This is a genomic window from Nostoc sp. UHCC 0252, from assembly GCF_034931145.1.
Lineage (GTDB): Bacteria > Cyanobacteriota > Cyanobacteriia > Cyanobacteriales > Nostocaceae > Nostoc.
This window is the reverse complement of the sequence record NZ_JAYGHE010000020.1, coordinates 11,206-29,636: the sequence shown is the minus strand read 5'-3', so window position 1 is coordinate 29,636 and position 18,431 is coordinate 11,206. Positions and strand designations below refer to the sequence as shown.

Annotated in this window: 13 protein-coding genes, 1 tRNA gene and 1 pseudogene; 11 read left to right on the top strand and 4 right to left on the bottom strand. The window is 39.3% G+C overall.

The annotated features are described in order from the left end of the window. Window positions 1-138 precede the first annotated feature (138 nt). The 6 genes from VB732_RS14115 to VB732_RS14090 all read left to right on the top strand — a co-directional run bounded on the left by VB732_RS14115 (window position 139) and on the right by VB732_RS14090 (window position 6,073). Window positions 139-276: a hypothetical protein gene (locus VB732_RS14115; RefSeq protein WP_323231490.1), complete on the top strand. Its 138-nt coding sequence runs from the start codon at window positions 139-141 to the stop codon at window positions 274-276. Then, window positions 248-1,045, top strand: a complete 798-nt coding sequence (locus tag VB732_RS14110; RefSeq protein WP_323231489.1) for a WecB/TagA/CpsF family glycosyltransferase — start codon at window positions 248-250, stop codon at window positions 1,043-1,045. The genes VB732_RS14115 and VB732_RS14110 overlap by 29 nt, the downstream gene beginning before the upstream one ends. 572 nt (window positions 1,046-1,617) lie before the next feature. Further along, the gene (locus VB732_RS14105; RefSeq protein WP_323231487.1) at window positions 1,618-3,099 is read left to right on the top strand and encodes a lipopolysaccharide biosynthesis protein; all 1,482 of its coding nucleotides are present in this window, start codon (window positions 1,618-1,620) and stop codon (window positions 3,097-3,099) included. Window positions 3,100-3,258: 159 nt separating this feature from the next. Beyond that, window positions 3,259-4,320 carry a polysaccharide pyruvyl transferase family protein gene (locus VB732_RS14100; RefSeq protein WP_323231486.1) on the top strand — a complete coding sequence of 354 codons (1,062 nt, stop codon included), beginning with the start codon at window positions 3,259-3,261 and terminating at the stop codon, window positions 4,318-4,320. Window positions 4,321-4,625: 305 nt separating this feature from the next. Further along, window positions 4,626-5,471 (top strand): FAD-binding protein, encoded by an 846-nt coding sequence (locus VB732_RS14095; protein WP_323231485.1) that lies wholly within the window; start codon window positions 4,626-4,628, stop codon window positions 5,469-5,471. A 530-nt stretch (window positions 5,472-6,001) separates the two neighbouring features. Next, a tRNA-Gln gene (locus tag VB732_RS14090) sits at window positions 6,002-6,073 on the top strand. 86 nt (window positions 6,074-6,159) lie between these two features. Here the strand turns inward: VB732_RS14090 and VB732_RS14085 are convergent. Then, on the bottom strand, window positions 6,160-6,639 hold the full coding sequence (locus VB732_RS14085; RefSeq protein ID WP_323231483.1) for a hypothetical protein: 480 nt from the start codon (window positions 6,637-6,639) through the stop codon (window positions 6,160-6,162). A 206-nt stretch (window positions 6,640-6,845) separates the two neighbouring features. Here VB732_RS14085 and VB732_RS14080 point away from each other — a divergent pair, with 206 nt between their 5' ends. Continuing rightward, on the top strand, window positions 6,846-8,135 hold the full coding sequence (locus VB732_RS14080) for a hypothetical protein (RefSeq protein ID WP_323231482.1): 1,290 nt from the start codon (window positions 6,846-6,848) through the stop codon (window positions 8,133-8,135). Between the two features lie 179 nt (window positions 8,136-8,314). On the opposite strand, the pseudogene VB732_RS14075 reads toward VB732_RS14080, so the two are convergent. Then, window positions 8,315-8,824 (bottom strand): annotated as a pseudogene (locus tag VB732_RS14075) (IS4 family transposase); the annotation flags it as partial. A gap of 264 nt (window positions 8,825-9,088) precedes the next feature. Here VB732_RS14075 and VB732_RS14070 point away from each other — a divergent pair. Then, window positions 9,089-9,319 carry a hypothetical protein gene (locus VB732_RS14070; RefSeq protein WP_323231481.1) on the top strand — a complete coding sequence of 77 codons (231 nt, stop codon included), beginning with the start codon at window positions 9,089-9,091 and terminating at the stop codon, window positions 9,317-9,319. 35 nt (window positions 9,320-9,354) lie between these two features. On the opposite strand, the gene VB732_RS14065 is transcribed toward VB732_RS14070, so the two are convergent. Beyond that, window positions 9,355-9,711, bottom strand: coding sequence for a VOC family protein (locus VB732_RS14065; protein ID WP_323231479.1), 357 nt, complete (start codon window positions 9,709-9,711; stop codon window positions 9,355-9,357). A gap of 684 nt (window positions 9,712-10,395) precedes the next feature. Between VB732_RS14065 and VB732_RS14060 the strand changes: the two genes are divergently transcribed. The 3 genes from VB732_RS14060 to VB732_RS14050 all read left to right on the top strand — a co-directional run bounded on the left by VB732_RS14060 (window position 10,396) and on the right by VB732_RS14050 (window position 16,200). Continuing rightward, window positions 10,396-12,450 carry a bifunctional metallophosphatase/5'-nucleotidase gene (locus VB732_RS14060; RefSeq protein ID WP_323231477.1) on the top strand — a complete coding sequence of 685 codons (2,055 nt, stop codon included), beginning with the start codon at window positions 10,396-10,398 and terminating at the stop codon, window positions 12,448-12,450. A gap of 170 nt (window positions 12,451-12,620) precedes the next feature. Further along, on the top strand, window positions 12,621-14,891 hold the full coding sequence (locus VB732_RS14055; RefSeq protein WP_323231476.1) for an FdhF/YdeP family oxidoreductase: 2,271 nt from the start codon (window positions 12,621-12,623) through the stop codon (window positions 14,889-14,891). 625 nt (window positions 14,892-15,516) lie between these two features. After that, entirely contained in the window at window positions 15,517-16,200 is a 684-nt protein-coding gene (locus VB732_RS14050) for an SAM-dependent methyltransferase (RefSeq protein WP_323231474.1), read from the top strand. A 137-nt stretch (window positions 16,201-16,337) separates the two neighbouring features. Here the strand turns inward: VB732_RS14050 and VB732_RS14045 are convergent. Next, the coding region (locus tag VB732_RS14045) for a COR domain-containing protein (RefSeq protein ID WP_323231473.1) at window positions 16,338-18,431 on the bottom strand (2,094 nt) is incomplete at its 5' end.

Here is an 18,431-nt window from a genome sequence, read left to right as displayed (position 1 = left end):
TATGAATTTTGCCAACTAGTGTCAGAAAATCTTAGCTTAAAACAGTAAGCTAGGACACAACAGCAAGTAATTCTAGTATTACCGATTAAGCCAAAAGTTTACTAAGAAGGTAATTGCACCTCCACGTGTTAACTTCCAATGATGACACAAGCCTACAAAAAGTCAGGAGTTATCCAATGCGAATTATTCAATATTCGGATTGCTTCAGGTAATCTATGGATTTTTTTCTTGGACACAGGAGTTATTGATGGTGGCAAGAGTGCTTCTACCTACTAAAAAAGTGCTTGATTTTCCTATTACTGCTTTACGGTTTGAGCAGCAGATACAAACAATACTGAAGTGGGCAAGTAAGCGCGAGAGTAAAGCTGTATATGTAGCCAATGTACACATGCTCATTGAAGCTCATTGGGAGCCACAGTTTGCCAGCGTATTACGAAATGCAGATATAGTTACTCCTGATGGTATGCCTCTTGTATGGATGATGCGAAAAATGGGAGCGTATTCCCAAGACCGTGTGGCAGGGATGGATATCTTTCTAGCCTTGTGTCAGCTAAGTCAAACACAAAACCTTAGTATTTTCTTTGTCGGTTCCCAAACAGAAATTCTCTCTAGGATGCAAAAAAGGTTAGAGCAAGAATTTCCACAGATAAAGATTGCAGCGATGGAGCCTCTACCATTTCGTCCCCTGACTCAAATTGAGGACGAAGCTTTGGTTCAAAAGATTAATTCTAGTGGTGCTAGCGCTGTCTTAGTGTCACTGGGATGTCCTAAACAAGAAAATTGGATAGCTCAACATAAAGGTAAAATACAAGCTGTAATGATTGGACTAGGTGGAGTTTTCCCAGTTTATGCAGGAATTCATAAGCGTGCGCCCCGCATAGTTCGAGATTTAGGACTTGAATGGCTGTATCGATGGATTCAAGAACCGCGCCGACTTTGCGGCCGCTATGCTAAGACCATTCCACTATTTATATGGCTGGCTATGAAGCAACTACTATCATCAAGTCGGATTGCAGCAGTTTTCCTTCACGAGACTGGGGATTAAGGAAAAATATGTATTCTTTTTAACAACACTACGTTGTTTATACATTTATGAACTCTACTAACCAAAAAAATCAAAAATTTATGTTGTTGTAACCAGTGATTAGAAAAGTTAGACACCACCTAAAGCTAGAAAATGTAAGTAACAGTCTCCAAATTAATCAGTAATTTTTCTGCCAAGAGTTTGTTGAATAGCCACCAAATTGCAAAAAGATTGTGGTATACTCCTCTAGAATATATTACTTGCTTGATATCAAGAGTATTTTTTGAAAAATTGCAGCAATCATTGTTAAATATACCTTCTGTGTCTTTTTTGGAGCAAAAATTTTTGATGAGTACCATAACTTAAAAAATAGGTAGAACTAATTGGCTTAAAAAGAAACTATCTATCTGCTTGTTATAAATATATATCATTAATTTTGCTCGATTGGTAATGAGTAGTTTATTGACCAATTTCAAGGCTGATAGCTGCTGACTACTAATTTTAACATCCCATCCAAATTAATGATATTAATCACTACTTAGGAATATCAAAGCTATATAATACTCTAGGTTCTTTCATCGGTAAACTCTGTAATGGAATCATCTAAAGATTCATCAAACTTACGGCAAAAGGCTGTTAAAAGTGTAATTTGGACTGCTATTGAAAGTTGGGGACGTCAAGCAGTCTCTTTAGTTGTTTTCTTTATATTAGCTCGTTTACTTAGTCCAGAAACTTTTGGTTTAATTGCTCTAGCATATATTTTTATTGAATTTGTACAAATTTTTGTTGATCAAGGATTTTCTGTAGCAATTATCCAACGTCAAGATATAGATACAGAACACTTAGACACTGCATTCTGGACAACTTTAGGAATCAGTATACTCTTGACTGTATTCAGTGTTGCTTGCGCTGGATTAACAGCTAATTTCTTTAAACAACCGCAGTTAGTACCAATTATTCAGCTGTTATCTATAAGCTTTACATTTAGTGGGTTGAGTAGTGTGCAGCAAGCGGTTCTTGAACGTCAGTTTAATTTCAAAACTTTAGCAATACGCTCACTATCAGCAGTGATAATAGGTGGAATAGTTGGCGTAGGGATGGCTCTTTTAAACTTTGGTGTTTGGAGTCTTGTTGGTCAACAATTATACAGTAGTTTCGTACAAGTATTAGTCTTATGGCGAGTTAGTGATTGGCGACCAGGATTCAAATTTTCTGTCATACATGCTAAAGAACTTTTTACCTTTGGAATTAATATATCTGCGTTTAACATCATCAACTTTTTCAATCGCCGAGCCGATGACTTACTAATTGGCTACTTTTTAGGACTAGTTGCATTAGGTTATTACTCAGTTGCCTACAAACTGCTGCTAGTAATGATGCAAGTTTTAATCAGCACCACAACTAAGGTCGCATTACCAATATTTTCTAGGTTACAAGGAGAACCAGAACGCTTACTAAGCGCTTTCTATAGCGCTACTCAATTCACAAGTCTCATTGTTTTTCCAGTATTTCTCTGTGTACCAGTGTTAGCACCTGAATTTATAAAAGTCTTTTTTGGTGATCAGTGGATTCAGAGCATTCCAGTATTGCAAGTACTCTCGCTCATTGGCCCTGTTCACCTAATTGTCTTCTATAACAATTCTGTAATTCTGGCACTGGGCAAACCTTCGTGGAGGTTATGGATACAAGTTATCAATACAGCTACTAATGTCGTTGGTTTTGCTCTGGCAGTCAAATGGGGTATTGTAGCTGTTGCATCTGCTTACGTAGTTCGTGGTTACTTACTATTACCCATTTCGTTATTTGCTATTAATAAACTCGTTAAGATCAATATAACTAACTATCTACGTTTGTACATAGTACCTTTAGTAGCTTCTGGAGTAATGATTGGAACTATATTAGCAACTAAATATCTCTTTGGAACATTTATTGAAGCATGGATTTTACTCGCTATTTCATTATTATTAGGTATCTCAATTTATGTTTTTACTATTTCAGTAATCTCGCCAAAGCTTTTCAACCGACTACTTGAATTGGCAGAAAATTTGAATACTCAAATAAAAAAGAAAGTGTGAACTTACTTATGTTTAGAAATAAATTTTTATTTTCGTCAATTTTAGTGAATTAATTAAATCGACTTAAAGTATAATTAACTTCATAAATGAAAACACCAAATTCACTAATTTGGTTGTAAAAAGAGCAGCATACCTATAGTTTATTCAGAGATGTTAAAGATGAAAATCGGAATTTTAACTTTTCACCATATAGACAATTACGGGGCAACACTGCAAGCTTGTGCTCTTTGGATTTTTCTTAATAGTCAAGGTTATGATGTTGAAATAATAGACTATCGGCCTCTTAAAATATCGTGGATATATTTCAGACCTTTAATTCCACTCAAAAGGCTTGGAAAAGTTTTTGTGAATATTCCAAGAGCTTGGAAAATGAGGCAGTTTTTACTCTCTAATGTTAAGTTGAGTGATCGGAAGTTTTATGATAAAAAAGGTTTGCAATACTATAATGACAAGTATGACGTAGTAATATGTGGCAGTGATCAAATCTGGTGTTTAGATTCTTTTAGAGGATATAATTCTTCTTTCTTTTTAGACTTTATTAATAAGCAAACTACTCGTAAGATAAGTTATGCTGCAAGTTTTGGGAACACCTTAAAATTAGGTGATTACCAAAAAGAAATATATGCTTTAATCGGTCAATTTCAAACTATTTTAGTTCGTGATTCTAATAGTCTAAAGATTATTAAGGATCAATGCAACCAAGAAGCTACAAAAGTTTTAGATCCTACTTTCTTGATTAAATATGAGGCTCTTTTAGAACCTCCAAAAATAAAAGATAAATATCTTTTGTTATATACTCAAGCAGAAATAGGAGCAGAAGAGGAAGATTTTATTAAATCACTGGCGACCAATCAAAATCTAATTATAATTTCAGTTGGTAGAGATCATAAATTAGCACAAATAAATCTAGAAGGTGCTGGGCCCAAAGAATGGATTGGGTTACATAGCCAAGCATCTTACATTGTGACTAATACTTTTCATGGTACTGTGTTTTCTATTATTTTCCAGCGGCCTTTTAACGTATTTGTTCCTAGTGATAAGTCGAATAAAGTAACAGACTTACTTACTGATTTAGGTTTAGAAAACAGGATATTCTCAGATAAACTAAAATCCCAAATACTCAACAAAGAAATTTTTGATATTGACTATGAGCCAGTATCCAGAATACTAGAATCAAAAATTGGGGAATCGAAAAAATATTTAGTTGAAGCGATTTCATAAGGAGGAGATAAGTTGTATAAATAATATAAAGTATAATAACGGCTTTGAAATTTGTATAAAATAAAAAAGCCTCCCACAGTTTTTACAAAATTAAACATACATCACTTTTATTGTGCCGACTTACTTCACCACTGATTGTGATTTAATTGAGGCATAGCGTGTAAGTAGGCACTTAACGTCATATTGTCGTAAGTTCGGGGAGTCGTGGATATCCTCTTGTATGGCTGTTTATGGCTGTAAGGTATCTGCAAAATTATACATAATCTATTTTTATCCAAAGTTCCAAAGGAGTAGAAAGAGTTCAGATGTCTAATTTAAAGATTGAGTCTTTAACATCAAACAGTCTTTCACACTATAGAACTCGACATAACTTCGAGCGAGTCGGAGAGATTAATAGTGTAGATGACCTTCAGGAGTACTGTAATTGGGCCAAAGAAAACAAAGTAAATATTTACATAATTGGAAATGGCTCTAACACGCTGTTTGTTAAAAATAATATCCGATCATTGGTTCTAAAAAATAAACTACCTAAGTACACAAATTCTTTACCTGATAACAGACTTGAAGTATCTTCTTCTGTTTCGGTTATGGAAGTACTAAAGTACTGTTACCAAAACTCTATGAATTCTTTCTATTATCTTGCATCTGTACCAGCAACTATTGGTGGTGCATTAGCGATGAATGCTGGTAGAGGAAGACAACATGGATGTACAATATACGACTTTGTTGAAAGTGTAACTTTTTTTGAGGATGGATGTATAAAAACCCTTGAGAATAGTCAAATTGTCCGTGATTATCGGGAAACTATGTTTACTGGTATGCACTCAAAACTGATATTGAGCGCAATTTTCAAATTTGAACGAACAGAATTCACCGAAAATCCTCTAGTTTCAAGACAAGTTTGGGCAAAAGAACATCAAGATAATACAGCACCTAACTGTGGCTCGGTATTCAAAACTGCTAATTATAGAATACTTGGAAAGCTCAAGGGTATGTCTACAGGTAAAACTATGTTTTCTGCGAAAACGAGTAACTGGATAATTAGTAAATCACAAAGTAGCTATTCAATAGTTATCCTAATTACAATAGCTAAGATTTTACATTTTATAACTAGACAAAAAATTGTTCTCGAACTAATTACAATTGATTAAAAAGCTAGTTCAAAAAAGATATATTTTAGATAGAAGCAGTCTCACTCTATTGCAGAAAAAAGGTAGGAAGCAGGGGAATTTGACTTGTTTCTTCCATTCGTAAGGAGTGTTACGCTGCCATTAGGACTGCTCCTAAGAAACAGGAATGTTTCTATTACATATCATAAGGTGCGATCGCTCGTAAACACCGTAGATACCAAAATCTTACAAATCCATATCCTAACTAAGGTTTTGCCAAGGAGCTATCTAAAGGCTGAACATGGTTGTTCCAACTAGTACCCCTAGGCGGAAGTCACGCATTCACATATTCAAAAGTTTTGTATATTAAGGGTTCTGCAAGTTTTAAAATGGTAGCTTGATTTCCGCCGCGCTATACTAGATAAAACCTGTGAAGATATTTGTTTTAGATTATACACAAAGCTTTTTAAGTACATAAAATTAGGACTTAAAAAACCATTATCTGAAATAAACTGCTAAAGTACTTGACAGTAACCCAGCTATAACTGCTATATTAAGTAGAGTGAAATTGTTGGGGCGTAGCCAAGTGGTAAGGCAGCGGGTTTTGGTCCCGCCATCCCTAGGTTCGAATCCTAGCGCCCCAGTACATCTAAAGACAGGTTGTTAAACCTGTCTTTTAAAGTTTTTATATTATTAAATACGCATCTCAAGACATCTGATTCTGTAGATGTTACTTATCAGGTGATTTGAGAGCTTGATCCAGAATTTGCCGAGCCTGTTCTGCTTTAGAACGCGCATCTTGATAACGCAAATTAGCTTGGGCGAAACTTTTGAGGACTTTAAAACCTTCCTTAAGTCGAGTAATTTCCTCTTCAGTCACCGAATCGTCCGTGAACAGAACATCAACAGCTTTGCGAATTTCTAATGCTTCAGTTCTTGACTCCTGAACTTTCAGCTTGAGTGTGGCCAGGTTACTTAAGACCTGTACAGCCTGTGTAATAGTATCCTCACCGCTAGCAGTATCAATAGTTGACTCTTTAACCTCAATTAATTGTTGAGGGCCAAATCCTTCTTCTAGTTCCGTGGGTAGCTTACCTGCATCCATCAGTTCCATCAACTGATCCATTGCTTTGTCACGGGCTTTGGCTGAATCTTTTCCAGAAACAGTAAGGATAATTTCTGGGCTTTGAGCGAGAGTATATTGCACCATATTTGAAGAGAAAATTTGCTGGTTAACCAAGCTGAGGCAAGCAATTATAACATTTAATGTGTCAACTAATTTGTTGGTTTATCTATTTCGGTTTTGCGATTTAACTTTCCATAATTTCATGCTTCATTCCTACCGTTGCTAAGTCGATCAAAATAAAACTTTATACTTAATAAAAGGGTAATAAATTTCAACAGGAGGGGAGAGCAATGGCTCCCAATCCCACCATCATGCAAGCTGTGGAAAAATTGGGCTACCGTGTCACCGTTGGTGATGTGGCAACTCAAGCAGGATTGAACGTCGCTGAAGCTAATCAAAGCTTGTTAGCCCTGGCATCCGATGCTGGGGGACATTTGCAGGTAGCAGATTCAGGTGATATAGTTTACCTTTTTCCACAAAATTTTCGAGCAATTTTGCGTAATAAATACTTCCAGTTACGATTGCAGGAATGGTGGAAAAAGGTCTGGAGTGTTCTGTTTTACCTGATTCGCATTTCTTTTGGAGTTTTCTTAACTGTTTCCATCGCTCTAATAACTATTACCATCTTCATGATTATTACTGCTGCCAATTCAGATCGCGACGGCGACAATCGGGGCGGTAATTCTGGCGGTGGGGGTTTCTTCTATTTTCCAAATTTATTCTGGTATCTTAGCCCAAATTATGAGACTCACTACCAGGAACGGCAACGTGGAAACCAAGAAGGAAGCGATCTAAATTTCTTTGAAGCTGTGTTTTCGTTTTTGTTTGGTGATGGAAATCCTAACGCCAACTTAGACGAACGTCGCTGGCAAGAAATTGCTACGGTAATTCGGGGTAATCGTGGCGCAGTGGTAGCAGAACAAATTGCCCCATATTTGGATGACATTGGCGAAGGATATACAAGAGAATACGAAGATTATATGCTGCCCGTTCTAACACGATTTAATGGGCAACCGGCGGTAAGCCCAGAAGGGCAAATTGTTTATTACTTCCCAGAGTTACAGGTGAGTGCAGTTAAAAAGCGCCGTCATTCAATATCGCCTTACTTGGAGGAATTGCCTTGGCGTTTTAGTGCTGCAAGTTCAGGGCAAATTATGTTGAGTGCGGGGTTAGGGGTACTAAATTTTGTTGGTGCTTTAGTGCTGGGAAGTTTGCTCAGAGATGGTACTGTTGCGGCCCAATTAGGTGGACTAGTAGCTTTTGTACAAGGAATTTATTGGCTGCTATTGGCTTACGGAGTAGGTTTTTTAGGCATTCCGTTATTGCGTTATTTCTGGATTAGGTGGCGTAATCGGAACATTATCGATCGCAACCGCGATCGCCTTTCCCGATCAAGGGTATTGGAAACTCCTGATGCACCTTTGCAACAAAAAATCGACTATGCTCAACAATTTGCCACAGAAAAAGTCATTGGCAAGGAAGATTTAGTGTATTCTAGCGAAACTGACTTACTCGACCAAGAAGTTGAGCGTTCTGCACAAATTGATGCTGAATGGCAACGGCGGTTAGACGAGTCATAAGTTTTCTCTCTATGCCCTCCGCCTCTGGAGCGGTTAAAAAGTTTTTTATTTAACTACAGAGGCACAGAGAGCATAGAGTTAAAAAATTTCATCAATTACTTGTCTTTGCCCGGCTCATTAGGCTGCTTAGGCGGCTTAGGCAACTCTCGCGGTGCGCCTGGTGGAGGTGGTGTCATCTTCTGCTCTGTAAGCCAGTTAGCCAATTTTAGCGAACAGAATTCGCGGTCTCCTAGCACAACAGTTTTATAATTTTTAAACAGGGGTAGCGCTTTATTAAAAACAACTTTCTGTTCGTCAAAATTACTCGAACCTAACTTGTCTAACAACTCAAAATATATTGGAATAGACCTTTTATCCCAAACCACACTAATCATTAATAGGTTAATGCATCCCCAATTAGTCCGATCTATAACTACATAAACAACTTCAGTCAAAGGAAAATATATTTCTAGCCAGCTTTTAACTATAGGAAACCATATTTCTTCAACATTTATGTAGTTCAGAGATAAAAAACGTTGAATCTTTTTTCTTCTACTTTCAAACAATATTGGAATAGGTAAAGCTGTAGCCAATGCCTCAAGGCTTACAGTTTTAATAGATTGTAATAAATTTATCAGGATTTTTAGTAATAAATATTCTGCACGTCCCAATTCTCGCTTGAGGTTTGTCTCGTAGAATTCTGGTAACATTATCATTTTTTAGGCTACGGTGTACACACAAGTCTTAAAATTCCCCTTAGTACTTGGTTTCGTCATCTAGCAATAGGATTGTGCGGCGATCGCTCTGTCAGCCTTTCCGCAGCGAAGAGGAACGACGAACGCAAGTGCGTGTCGCAGACAAGCGATCGCTTTAACCACGGCTCCGTTATCACTGCACTCGTAATTGACTACTGAAGAATATGCAGCAATTACACCAGAAACAATTAGTCAAAAATAGTGCCAGGAGATATAAAAATGGAAGTTTTCTGGTATTTACCTACTCAGGGAGATGAGCATTATTTAGGTAATACAATTGGTAGGCGACTAGCTACTTATTCCTATATGCAGCAAATTGCCCAAGCTGTTGATAAATATCGAGTCGCAGAATTACTGTTTCCCCGCTTACCATTGCAAATTCCTGGGTTGGCATTAGCGCAGCAAGTAAAACAGATTTACTCAGATCCCAGCCTGTGTAAAAAGGACTGAAGATTAGTAGCTTGTTGAACACTTACAACTAATCATCAAAATTCAATATATTCAACAATACTTCCATCAGGATGCATTGCTCGCATATTAATTCCGGTGGAAACTTTATTTGGTTCCGCCAGAATTACTGCACCTTGCTGAGTCAGCGCTTCTTTAAAATCATTGAGTGAGTCAACGATAAATGTTGCGTGTGTACCCTTAAATGGAGAAAGTGCTTCTGCTGAACCAGCAATTAAAAGAATAGAACCCACACCTGCAAGTTCCAATTCAGCTTCGGAATATTGAAACCACAACCAACATTTTTCTGTAAACAGATTTTCATAGAAAGCGATCGCCTCATCCAAGTCTACCGGACTAAGATAGACTCTGGTTAGTACTTTAAGAATTTGCATTGCAAACTGTCTATTAGGCGGCTAGTGTACTTTATTTTGCTTACTCGGCAATCATACTTACTAAGATTGATCGAGAAATAGCCTATCTTCAACTTGAAAAAGGTCTTAAACTCTCTGTTCACCTAGCTCTTGATAACGTTGTTCGCTGTTAATCAAAACACATTTCATTTCTACTCCTTTAGCCCTACATCAGTCATCTGTATAGCCATAACATATATATATACATAAATTTTGCATCAGTACCTAGCTTGAGGAGTCCGTCAGAGAAAATAGCAGTATAAGACTTTTTGATGCCATCTTGAATTGATGTCTCTACAAGAAATATAGGTAAGTCGCCTCAAATAAACTTGCGTCCCTTCCAATCCGATTATGTTGGAGATAACAGAAAAGCGACGTGAGTATGATATAATTCCGCTCACAGATGAAGTGATTACTAAACAACAAGAGGTTGCAGATATAGTAACCCTATCTGATTTGTGAAAATTCTCAGTGTCCAGATCCCCGACTTCTTTAAGAAGTCGGGGATCTAACTTTTCACGAATGATTTAGGATTGCTATACCTTCTACAAAATTAAATTGATCCCGAAATAAATCTAAGTTAATGATTAAACAGAGCCAGAAAAGTTAAAATCACAACACCTATTGTAGCGATCGCATTATATTGCAGAATTTAGGGAAATTATTATGCGTTTTCTAGATGACAAAAATAGATTTTTAAGTACTAAGACTTTAGATTTCAGTCCTCACCACTTAATACTAGTTATATTTGGTATATTATTCTTTTTAGGAAGCAGTGTCGGTTTAGCGCAAGTCAGAACACGCTCTAAGTCAGGGTTCACACTGCAACTTTTACATACTTCTGACCAAGAAGCAGGTGTTCTGGCCCTGAAGGATGCACCAAACTTTTCGGCGGTGTTGAATGCACTCAAAAATCAGGATGCTAATGGTGATGGCAAACCTGATTATCCCAATACCTTAATCCTTTCATCTGGTGATGCCTATATTCCCAGCCCCTTTTTATTTGCCAGTGACACAGCTTTTGGTGGACAAGGAAGAGGAGATATTTTAATTTTAAATGCTCTAGGGTTTGGTGCGATCGCATTTGGTAATCACGAATTTGATTTGGGTACGAATGTTGTTGCCGATTTAATCAGACCGAAAGCAGATTATCCTGGGACAAAATTTCCCTATCTCAGCGCCAATCTAGACTTCAGCACTGACAAAGACCTAGCAACATTCGTTACTGCTGATGGTCAAGAGGCAAGCAAAATTCCTCATAAAATTGCCCGTAGTACCATCATTACCCTCAATGGTGAAAAAATTGGTGTAGTTGGGGCGACAACTCCCACACTCCAAAGTATTTCTTCTCCCGGTGGTGTGACTGTGTTACCTAAAAAATTTAATGACCGTGATACCGCAGACATCGCCGCCTTAGCTAGTGAAATTCAAACTTCTGTCGATGCGTTGCGAACAAAAAACCCAGAGATTAATAAAGTTATTTTGTTGGCGCACATGCAGCAAATTGCCATTGAGCAAAAGCTAGCGGAATTACTCAAAGGAGTAGATATCATTGTTGCTGGTGGTTCCAATACCTTACTCGCCGACAAAACAGACCGTCTGCGAGCCGGTGATAAATCTGCTGGAACTTATCCCATTCTCAAAAAAGCAGCAGATGGGAATCCGATAGCCGTAGTTAATACCGATGGAAACTATCGCTATGTTGGTCGTTTAGTGGTTAACTTTGATGGGAATGGGGTGATTATTCCTAAAAGTATTGACTCCAAAATTAGTGGTGCTTATGCTACTGATTCTCAAGGTGTAGCAGTTGTGGGTGGAAAACCTGACCCCAAAATTGTCGCCATTACAGAAGCACTGAAAAAAGTGATTATTGCTCAAGATGGTAAGATTTTCGGGAAAACCAACGTATTTCTCAACGGGTCGCGGGGTGATGTCCGCACACAAGAAACTAATTTAGGGAATTTGACAGCCGAAGCTGATTTAGCGATCGCCAAACGATACGATCCTAAAACTGTTATTTCCATCAAAAATGGCGGTGGTATCCGTGACAACATCGGTATCTATACCTTTCCCGCAGGTTCGACTCGCTCACAGGATGTTATCAAACTACCACCTCAAGCCAATCCTGTGGCAGGTAAGAAAGAAAAAGAAATTTCCCAGCTTGATATTACCAATGCTCTACGCTTCAATAATGGCTTGACTTTAGTTACTTTAAATGCAAAAGAACTATTGGCAGTGATTGAACACGGCGTTGCAGCCATAGCACCCGGCGCTACCCCTGGCAGTTTTCCCCAAGTAGCGGGATTAGCCTTTAGCTTTGACCCAGATTTGCCATCAGGTAAGCGTGTCAAATCCCTGGCGATTAAAGACGATAAAGGTAAAATTATTGATGTCGTGGTTAAAAATGCAGAGTTAGTGGGCGATCCTAATCGGATATTCCGCACTGTCACCCTAAAGTTTCTCGCAACTGGTGGTGATGGCTATCCTTTTCCTAAAAGAGAAGGGATTGATTTGACATCAAAAGATCCTAAACGCACAGGTTTAGCCACCTTTGCTGCTGATGGTTCTGAGCAAGATGCATTGGCAGAATATCTAGCCGCTAACTTTAAGCAGACTCCATTTGATCGAGAGGATGTGCCGCCTACCGAGGATACTCGCATTCAAAATTTGAAATTGCGTAAAGATATGGTGTTAGGACTTACGCAAAACTACACGCGGTAGGGGCAATTCATGAATTGCCCCTACCTGGAAATTAGGGTTTGGGGTATTTTTTGCGTAAATTCTGGGTGTTATCAATCCCTCCTGCCTTCCGCGATCGCCAAAAGCTAGCTGACAAGAATCTGAAACTACGTTAGGTTGTACAAGATGAAGCAATTTGTCGTCCTAGCTACATGGATACCAACTCCCAATCCCAACCACCCTTCCACGAAACCAACGATCAAACCCCAGAAATTGGCGGTGGATTGCCTGTAATTGAGTATTGGGCGAAGCACACGCTGTCGCCGGAAGGTGCAAAGCTCTGGAAAACCCTGCTCCACCATAGTGCTTGCCTATCCTGCTCTTGGGGCACTGGTGGACAAAAAGGTGGATTTACAAATGAAACTGGTGAGAAACTGCAACGCTGCATGAAAAGTGTAGAAGCAATTTCAGCCGAAATCCAACCTCCCGTTCCAGCCCACTTCTTTGATTCGCACACAATTACTGAATTACAACAGCTATCCTCTATGGAAGCGGATCGCTTGGGAAGACTCAGCTTCCCGGTGATTAGACGGGCAGGTAGCGACCATTATGAGCGTATTTCCTGGGATGAAATTTATGCGATCGCCACGGCTGCTTTTCAGAAACCACCAGAGCGAGTTGCATCCTACAGTTCTGGGCGCGGCTCCAACGAAGCGGCATTTTTATTACAACTGCAACTGCGAACCCTCGGTTCCAATAATCTGGCAGATTGTTCGGATCTCTGCCATGCCCCCTCTACAGTTGCACTCAAAGAGATGTTTGGCACAAACACATCAATCGTCAGTCTGGAAAGCTTGAAGCAGGCGGATTGTGTGGTGTTAACAGGCGCAAATTCCTCTTACAACCATCCGCGTTTGATGAATGAGTTGATCAAACTGCGAGAAAAGGGTGGCAAAGTGATTGTCATCAATCCCGTGATGGAAATTGGATTGGTTAAGTTTGGCTCTCCTGCATTCCCGATCAAATCTCTGATTCCCGGTTCCGACATTGCTTCATTGTATCTTCAACCAATTCCCGGTAGTGATGTGGCACTGTTCATTGGCATCCAGAAAGCGTTAATTGAACAGGGGTTTGTACAGCACGACTTTTTGCAAGCACACACAGAAGGGTGGGAAGCTGTATTAGAAGAGGCGCGATCGCTCTCTTGGGAAACCATTACTACTACCTGCGGCGTGTCCAAACCAGAAATTGAAACAGCAGCAACCATCATCGGCACATCAAAGGGTGTGGTTTTTGGTTGGGCAATGGGAATTACGCAACATACAAATGGTGTCGATAACGTCTACAGCATTGCTAATACAGCGTTGATTTGCGGTCAGATTGGCAAAATGGGAGCCGGAGTTATGCCCGTGCGGGGACATTCCAATGTGCAGGGTTTTGGCTCAATGGGTGTAACTGTAAAGCTCAAAGAAGAGATTAAGCAGGCGTTGGAGAAATTATTGGGGCGATCGCTAAACTTACCCAAGGGTTATCACACTCGTGATCTGATCGAAGCCGCAGAAGCCGGCAAAGTGGATAGTTTGATATGTGTCGGCGGTAATCTCTATGGTGCTAATCCCGACTCAGCACAGACAAAACGGGCATTGGGTAACATCGATACCATCATCTATCTGGCAACTAAACCCAACATTGGGCACTTTAACGGATTGGCAAAAACAAACACAATTATCATTCCCGTCCTCAACCGATTTGAAAACCCCCACAAAACCACCGTTGAATCCGGTAACAACTTTGTGCGCCTCAATGATGAAGGCAAAACTCACCTGAAGGATGCAGATATAATTTCAGAAGTTGAGTTTTTAACTGAACTGGCGCATCGGTTACTAGGCGACTATCCCATCGAATGGCGCAAACTGCAAGATACTCGCTACGTGCGGCAACTGATAGCTAGAACCATTCCCGGCTATGAAAAAATTGCGACGATTGACGACACCAAAGAAGAGTTCACCATCTCCGGGCGCATCGTCACCGAACCCCACTTCAAAACGCAGTCAGGCAAAGCAAAAATGTTTACTACGCCACTGCCAAATCTGACTCTACCTGAACCTAAAGACTTTGGCATCGATCAACCTGCAAACAGTCTCGTGCTGGCATTAATGACAGGACGCAGCTATTCCCAACACAACACCGTGGTTTACAAAATTGGCGATCAGTATCGGGGAATGCCTCATCGCCACTGCATTTTGATGAACCGCATAGATGCAGAAAAGATTGGGTTAGCGGAACACGATCGCGTCACAGTGCAAGGCGATGCTGACAAACTAGATAACGTGGAAGTGATTTATGGCGCTGTGCGGGAAGGCGCGGCGTTGATGTTTTATCCAGAAGTGAATGTCATTTTTAAAGCCAGAACGGAAACCCGCTCTGGTACGCCTGCTTACAAACGGGTTCCGGTGCTAGTGTATGGAGAAGTGCGATCGTAGCTTTCAAAGAACGCCATAATATAGAAGTTAGAGGATTTCACATCAGACTACAAATCGGATCTGGCTACAGATAGCTTTTGACTTAAACTAAAAGACCCCGGAATTCGAGTCATATCATGTTCCCCTAATCACTTACGATATGTCATTGCGAGTGCAACGGAGTGGAATGAAGCAATCGCAGTGGTTCGGAGATTGCAACTTATGATTTATATCATGTTCGACTTAATACTTATGTCATTGCGAGCGAAGCGCGGCAATCCTAAACCTTTTAATACTTATTACTTATGTCATTGCGAGCGAAGCACGGCAATCCCAAACCTTTGCGATTGCTTCATTCCACTTCGTTGCATTCGCAATGACATATCGTAGGTGATTTGCCGAACATGGTATTATGCACTGTACAAATCGTCTATTATGTGCATAAGAATATTTGCTTGTCTCAGAGTATTGTCGATTTTAACAAGGTGATGGTGGCTTTACGAATGAGTAGACGTAGCCCGTTGTAGACACGCCACTACAATACCTAATTTTGTTCAAAAATCAAATATGATTTCTATAGCAATGGATAAAGTCTTTTGATTCCGCTATTATCCTGTTTAGTCAGTCTATTTACGAGGTAAATTCTATGGCAATGGTTCTAGATAAAGTAGTTCCTTTTGGAAGATCAATGGATGAATATATAAAGATATTCAATTTAATAGACACAGATTTAAATCAAAAAATCATTGGCATTGGCGACGGGCCAGCAAGCTTTAATGCAGAAATGACCAGCCAAAATAAAAGTGTAGTTTCTGTTGATCCACTATACCAATTTTCCGGTGATGAAATCTTGCAAAGATTTAATGAAGTAGTAGATAACATTATTAACCAAGTTAGAGCTACATCGAATGATTGGGTATGGAGCTATCATAAATCCCCAGATGATTTACGACACAATCGAGTCAAGGTTATTCAAGAATTTCTGTCTGATTACGAAGCTGGCAAAAAGAGCAACAGATACATTGTCGGTGAACTGCCAAAATTGGCATTTAAAAATCAAGAATTTGACATAGCTCTTTGTTCACATTTATTGTTTTTATATTCAGATCATCTCGATTACAATTTTCACCTGAATTCTATAGAGGAAATGCTACGTATAGCTAAAGAAATCAGGATATTTCCTCTGATAACTTTAATGTGGAAAAATTCACAACATTTAGATAAAATAGTTAAACATTACACTTCATTAGGTTACAAGGTCGAGATTGAAGAGGTTGAATATGAACTACAGCCTGGTGGAAATAAGATGTTGAAGATAACAAAAGATTAAGTGTAATTTTCGAGTTCTGAGGCTGAATGATGATGTTTGAAAGGCGATTTCTAAAGACAAATAGCTAGCGTCTACATTACTTATTAATAAATCTTTAAACAAACTACGAATTACGAATTATTCAGTCATTGATTAGCTCAATTGGCTGCGGCTTTAATCTTTTTACAAATATCCACCCAGGCTTTATTTTGTTCTGCTAGACTCAAAGTATCTAAAGGTTGGTTGGGAGGGTGTGCTGCTTGATATTCTTTAATTTCAGTTTCCTCATAAAGGCTATAACTTAAAGGTATCCAGATAATGGTCAGCCCTTCGGTTTCAGCAGCCTTTAACAATGGGGGTAACTCATCGTTGGCAATAAAATCTGAGGCCAAAAAGTTGGGGCTAACCATTAATATTGCCACTTTTGCGGCTGCTAGAGCATTTTTAATTTCTTTGAACCATTTAGTACCCGGTTTAATTTGGGTATCGTCCCACACTTGCAGGGTTTGGTTGCGAATCATTGGTTTGAGCGAAGTTTGGAGTTTATTAAACCACTCTTGGTCTTGATGGCTATAACTGATAAAAACTTGATTTCTGGTTACAGGTTCTATCATAGATGTTGGTAAATTATTGTCAGTTTCTAAAACATCGTCAATTAATCTTCGGACATCTACCATATCTGCGCTAATTCGGCACTGAATTTGGTATCTTTTTTTAACGTCCCGGAAATCACGCAGCACCTTTAAATCATAGGATTCAGGCGTTTGACTATCCTTACAGGTTTCACAGTTGCAAGGAACAAGGGTATGATATTTTAGGCGATCGTAAGAATTATGTATTTCGTCAAATACATGGGTGATGATTGCTAGCAGTTCTTTCTTGCGTTTTCCGGTGAGGCGAAGTTTAATTTCCCGTTGATTGTAGTATTCAATTACTTCTGCGCGGGTTGAGTCTTTGCTGAGAACAACACCTGTTTTCCAAACCAGCTTTTGTTGCTCAATATAACGGTGCATCTCGACAATAAAACGGGTGAGAATTCCTTTAGGCATGAATTCGTATGTATAGCGCAGGATAAGATTATTAGATTCATCCCAGTTGTAATTAGGCTGGTCGAGAGAAAGTAGGTTTGGTGCAATATAAGTACCGGGACTTCCGGGAATTTCGTAGCACAGCTTGAACCGCTTCATCAGTTGCAGTAGTTCATCTCGCATCTCGGCATAATCAACGTTTTGCCAAATATCGGCGAGATTGTTTTGGGTAAAATAACCCTGATTTTTCTTGACAGTCTGATTATCCAGAACTTTGTAGACGGCAGTTGTACCCCATTCTGGTTTGAGGATAACTGTATTTTTCAAGACTGGATCGTTTTGAAAGTGAAGACAAACGCCGAGGTCGTGCAAATAGCGACTGAGGCGCAGCATATCTTGGCGGTCAGTTAATTTATTGCCTCGGCAAAGCTCATAATATTCTTGGACACTAATGTAATTGCGCGAATAGTTTTCTAAGGCGACTCGAACTCTCACCCAGAGTTTTGGTAAATTAGTCCCAACGTGGGGAAGCTTGATGATGTAATCTTGAATCGCTTGTTTAATTTCCGCTAAACCTCGATTATTGGCTAAATCGGTGGCAAGAATTTCTTTGAGGTTAGTAAATTCTCCCCGTAATTCCCGCTCATTAACTGGGCACTCACGATTTTGTTTTTCATTTTTGATAATCAATACAGAGCTATTGTCACTCAAAAGTTCGACAACTTTTAGCCAGTAATAAAAATCTGTGTTTTCTTTGCGGGTATCAGCAACTAAGGCATAGAGTGAACGTTCTGTAAGGAAAAACTGGTGAGTTTGGTGATAGATTTCCTGTCCGCCAAAGTCCCAAATATTGACGCGAAATTCTTGCCCACTGGGTAATGTGAATTTCCACTGAATTACATCAATACCTTGGGTTGATTCCTCCTCTGGCTCAAGTTTGTAGTCTTCGTTTTCAATTTTTTTTGCTAGGGAAGTTTTACCTGCTCCCCCTTCGCCCACAATGAGGAATTTAGCTTCATACAAAGGTTCGGTTTCGTTTGGGTCTTGCACACGGAAATAGAAATCTAAGATTTCTTTGGCATTGCCTGGAGCTAAAATTTCCGGTGGGATGGGGACTGGATTACCACGAAGGTAAAGTTCGCTGAGGTTGGTGAGTTGACGTTTACCAATCTCTACTGGCAGCGTTGTCAGTTGATTGGAGCCGAGGTCAAGTCTGCTGAGGCT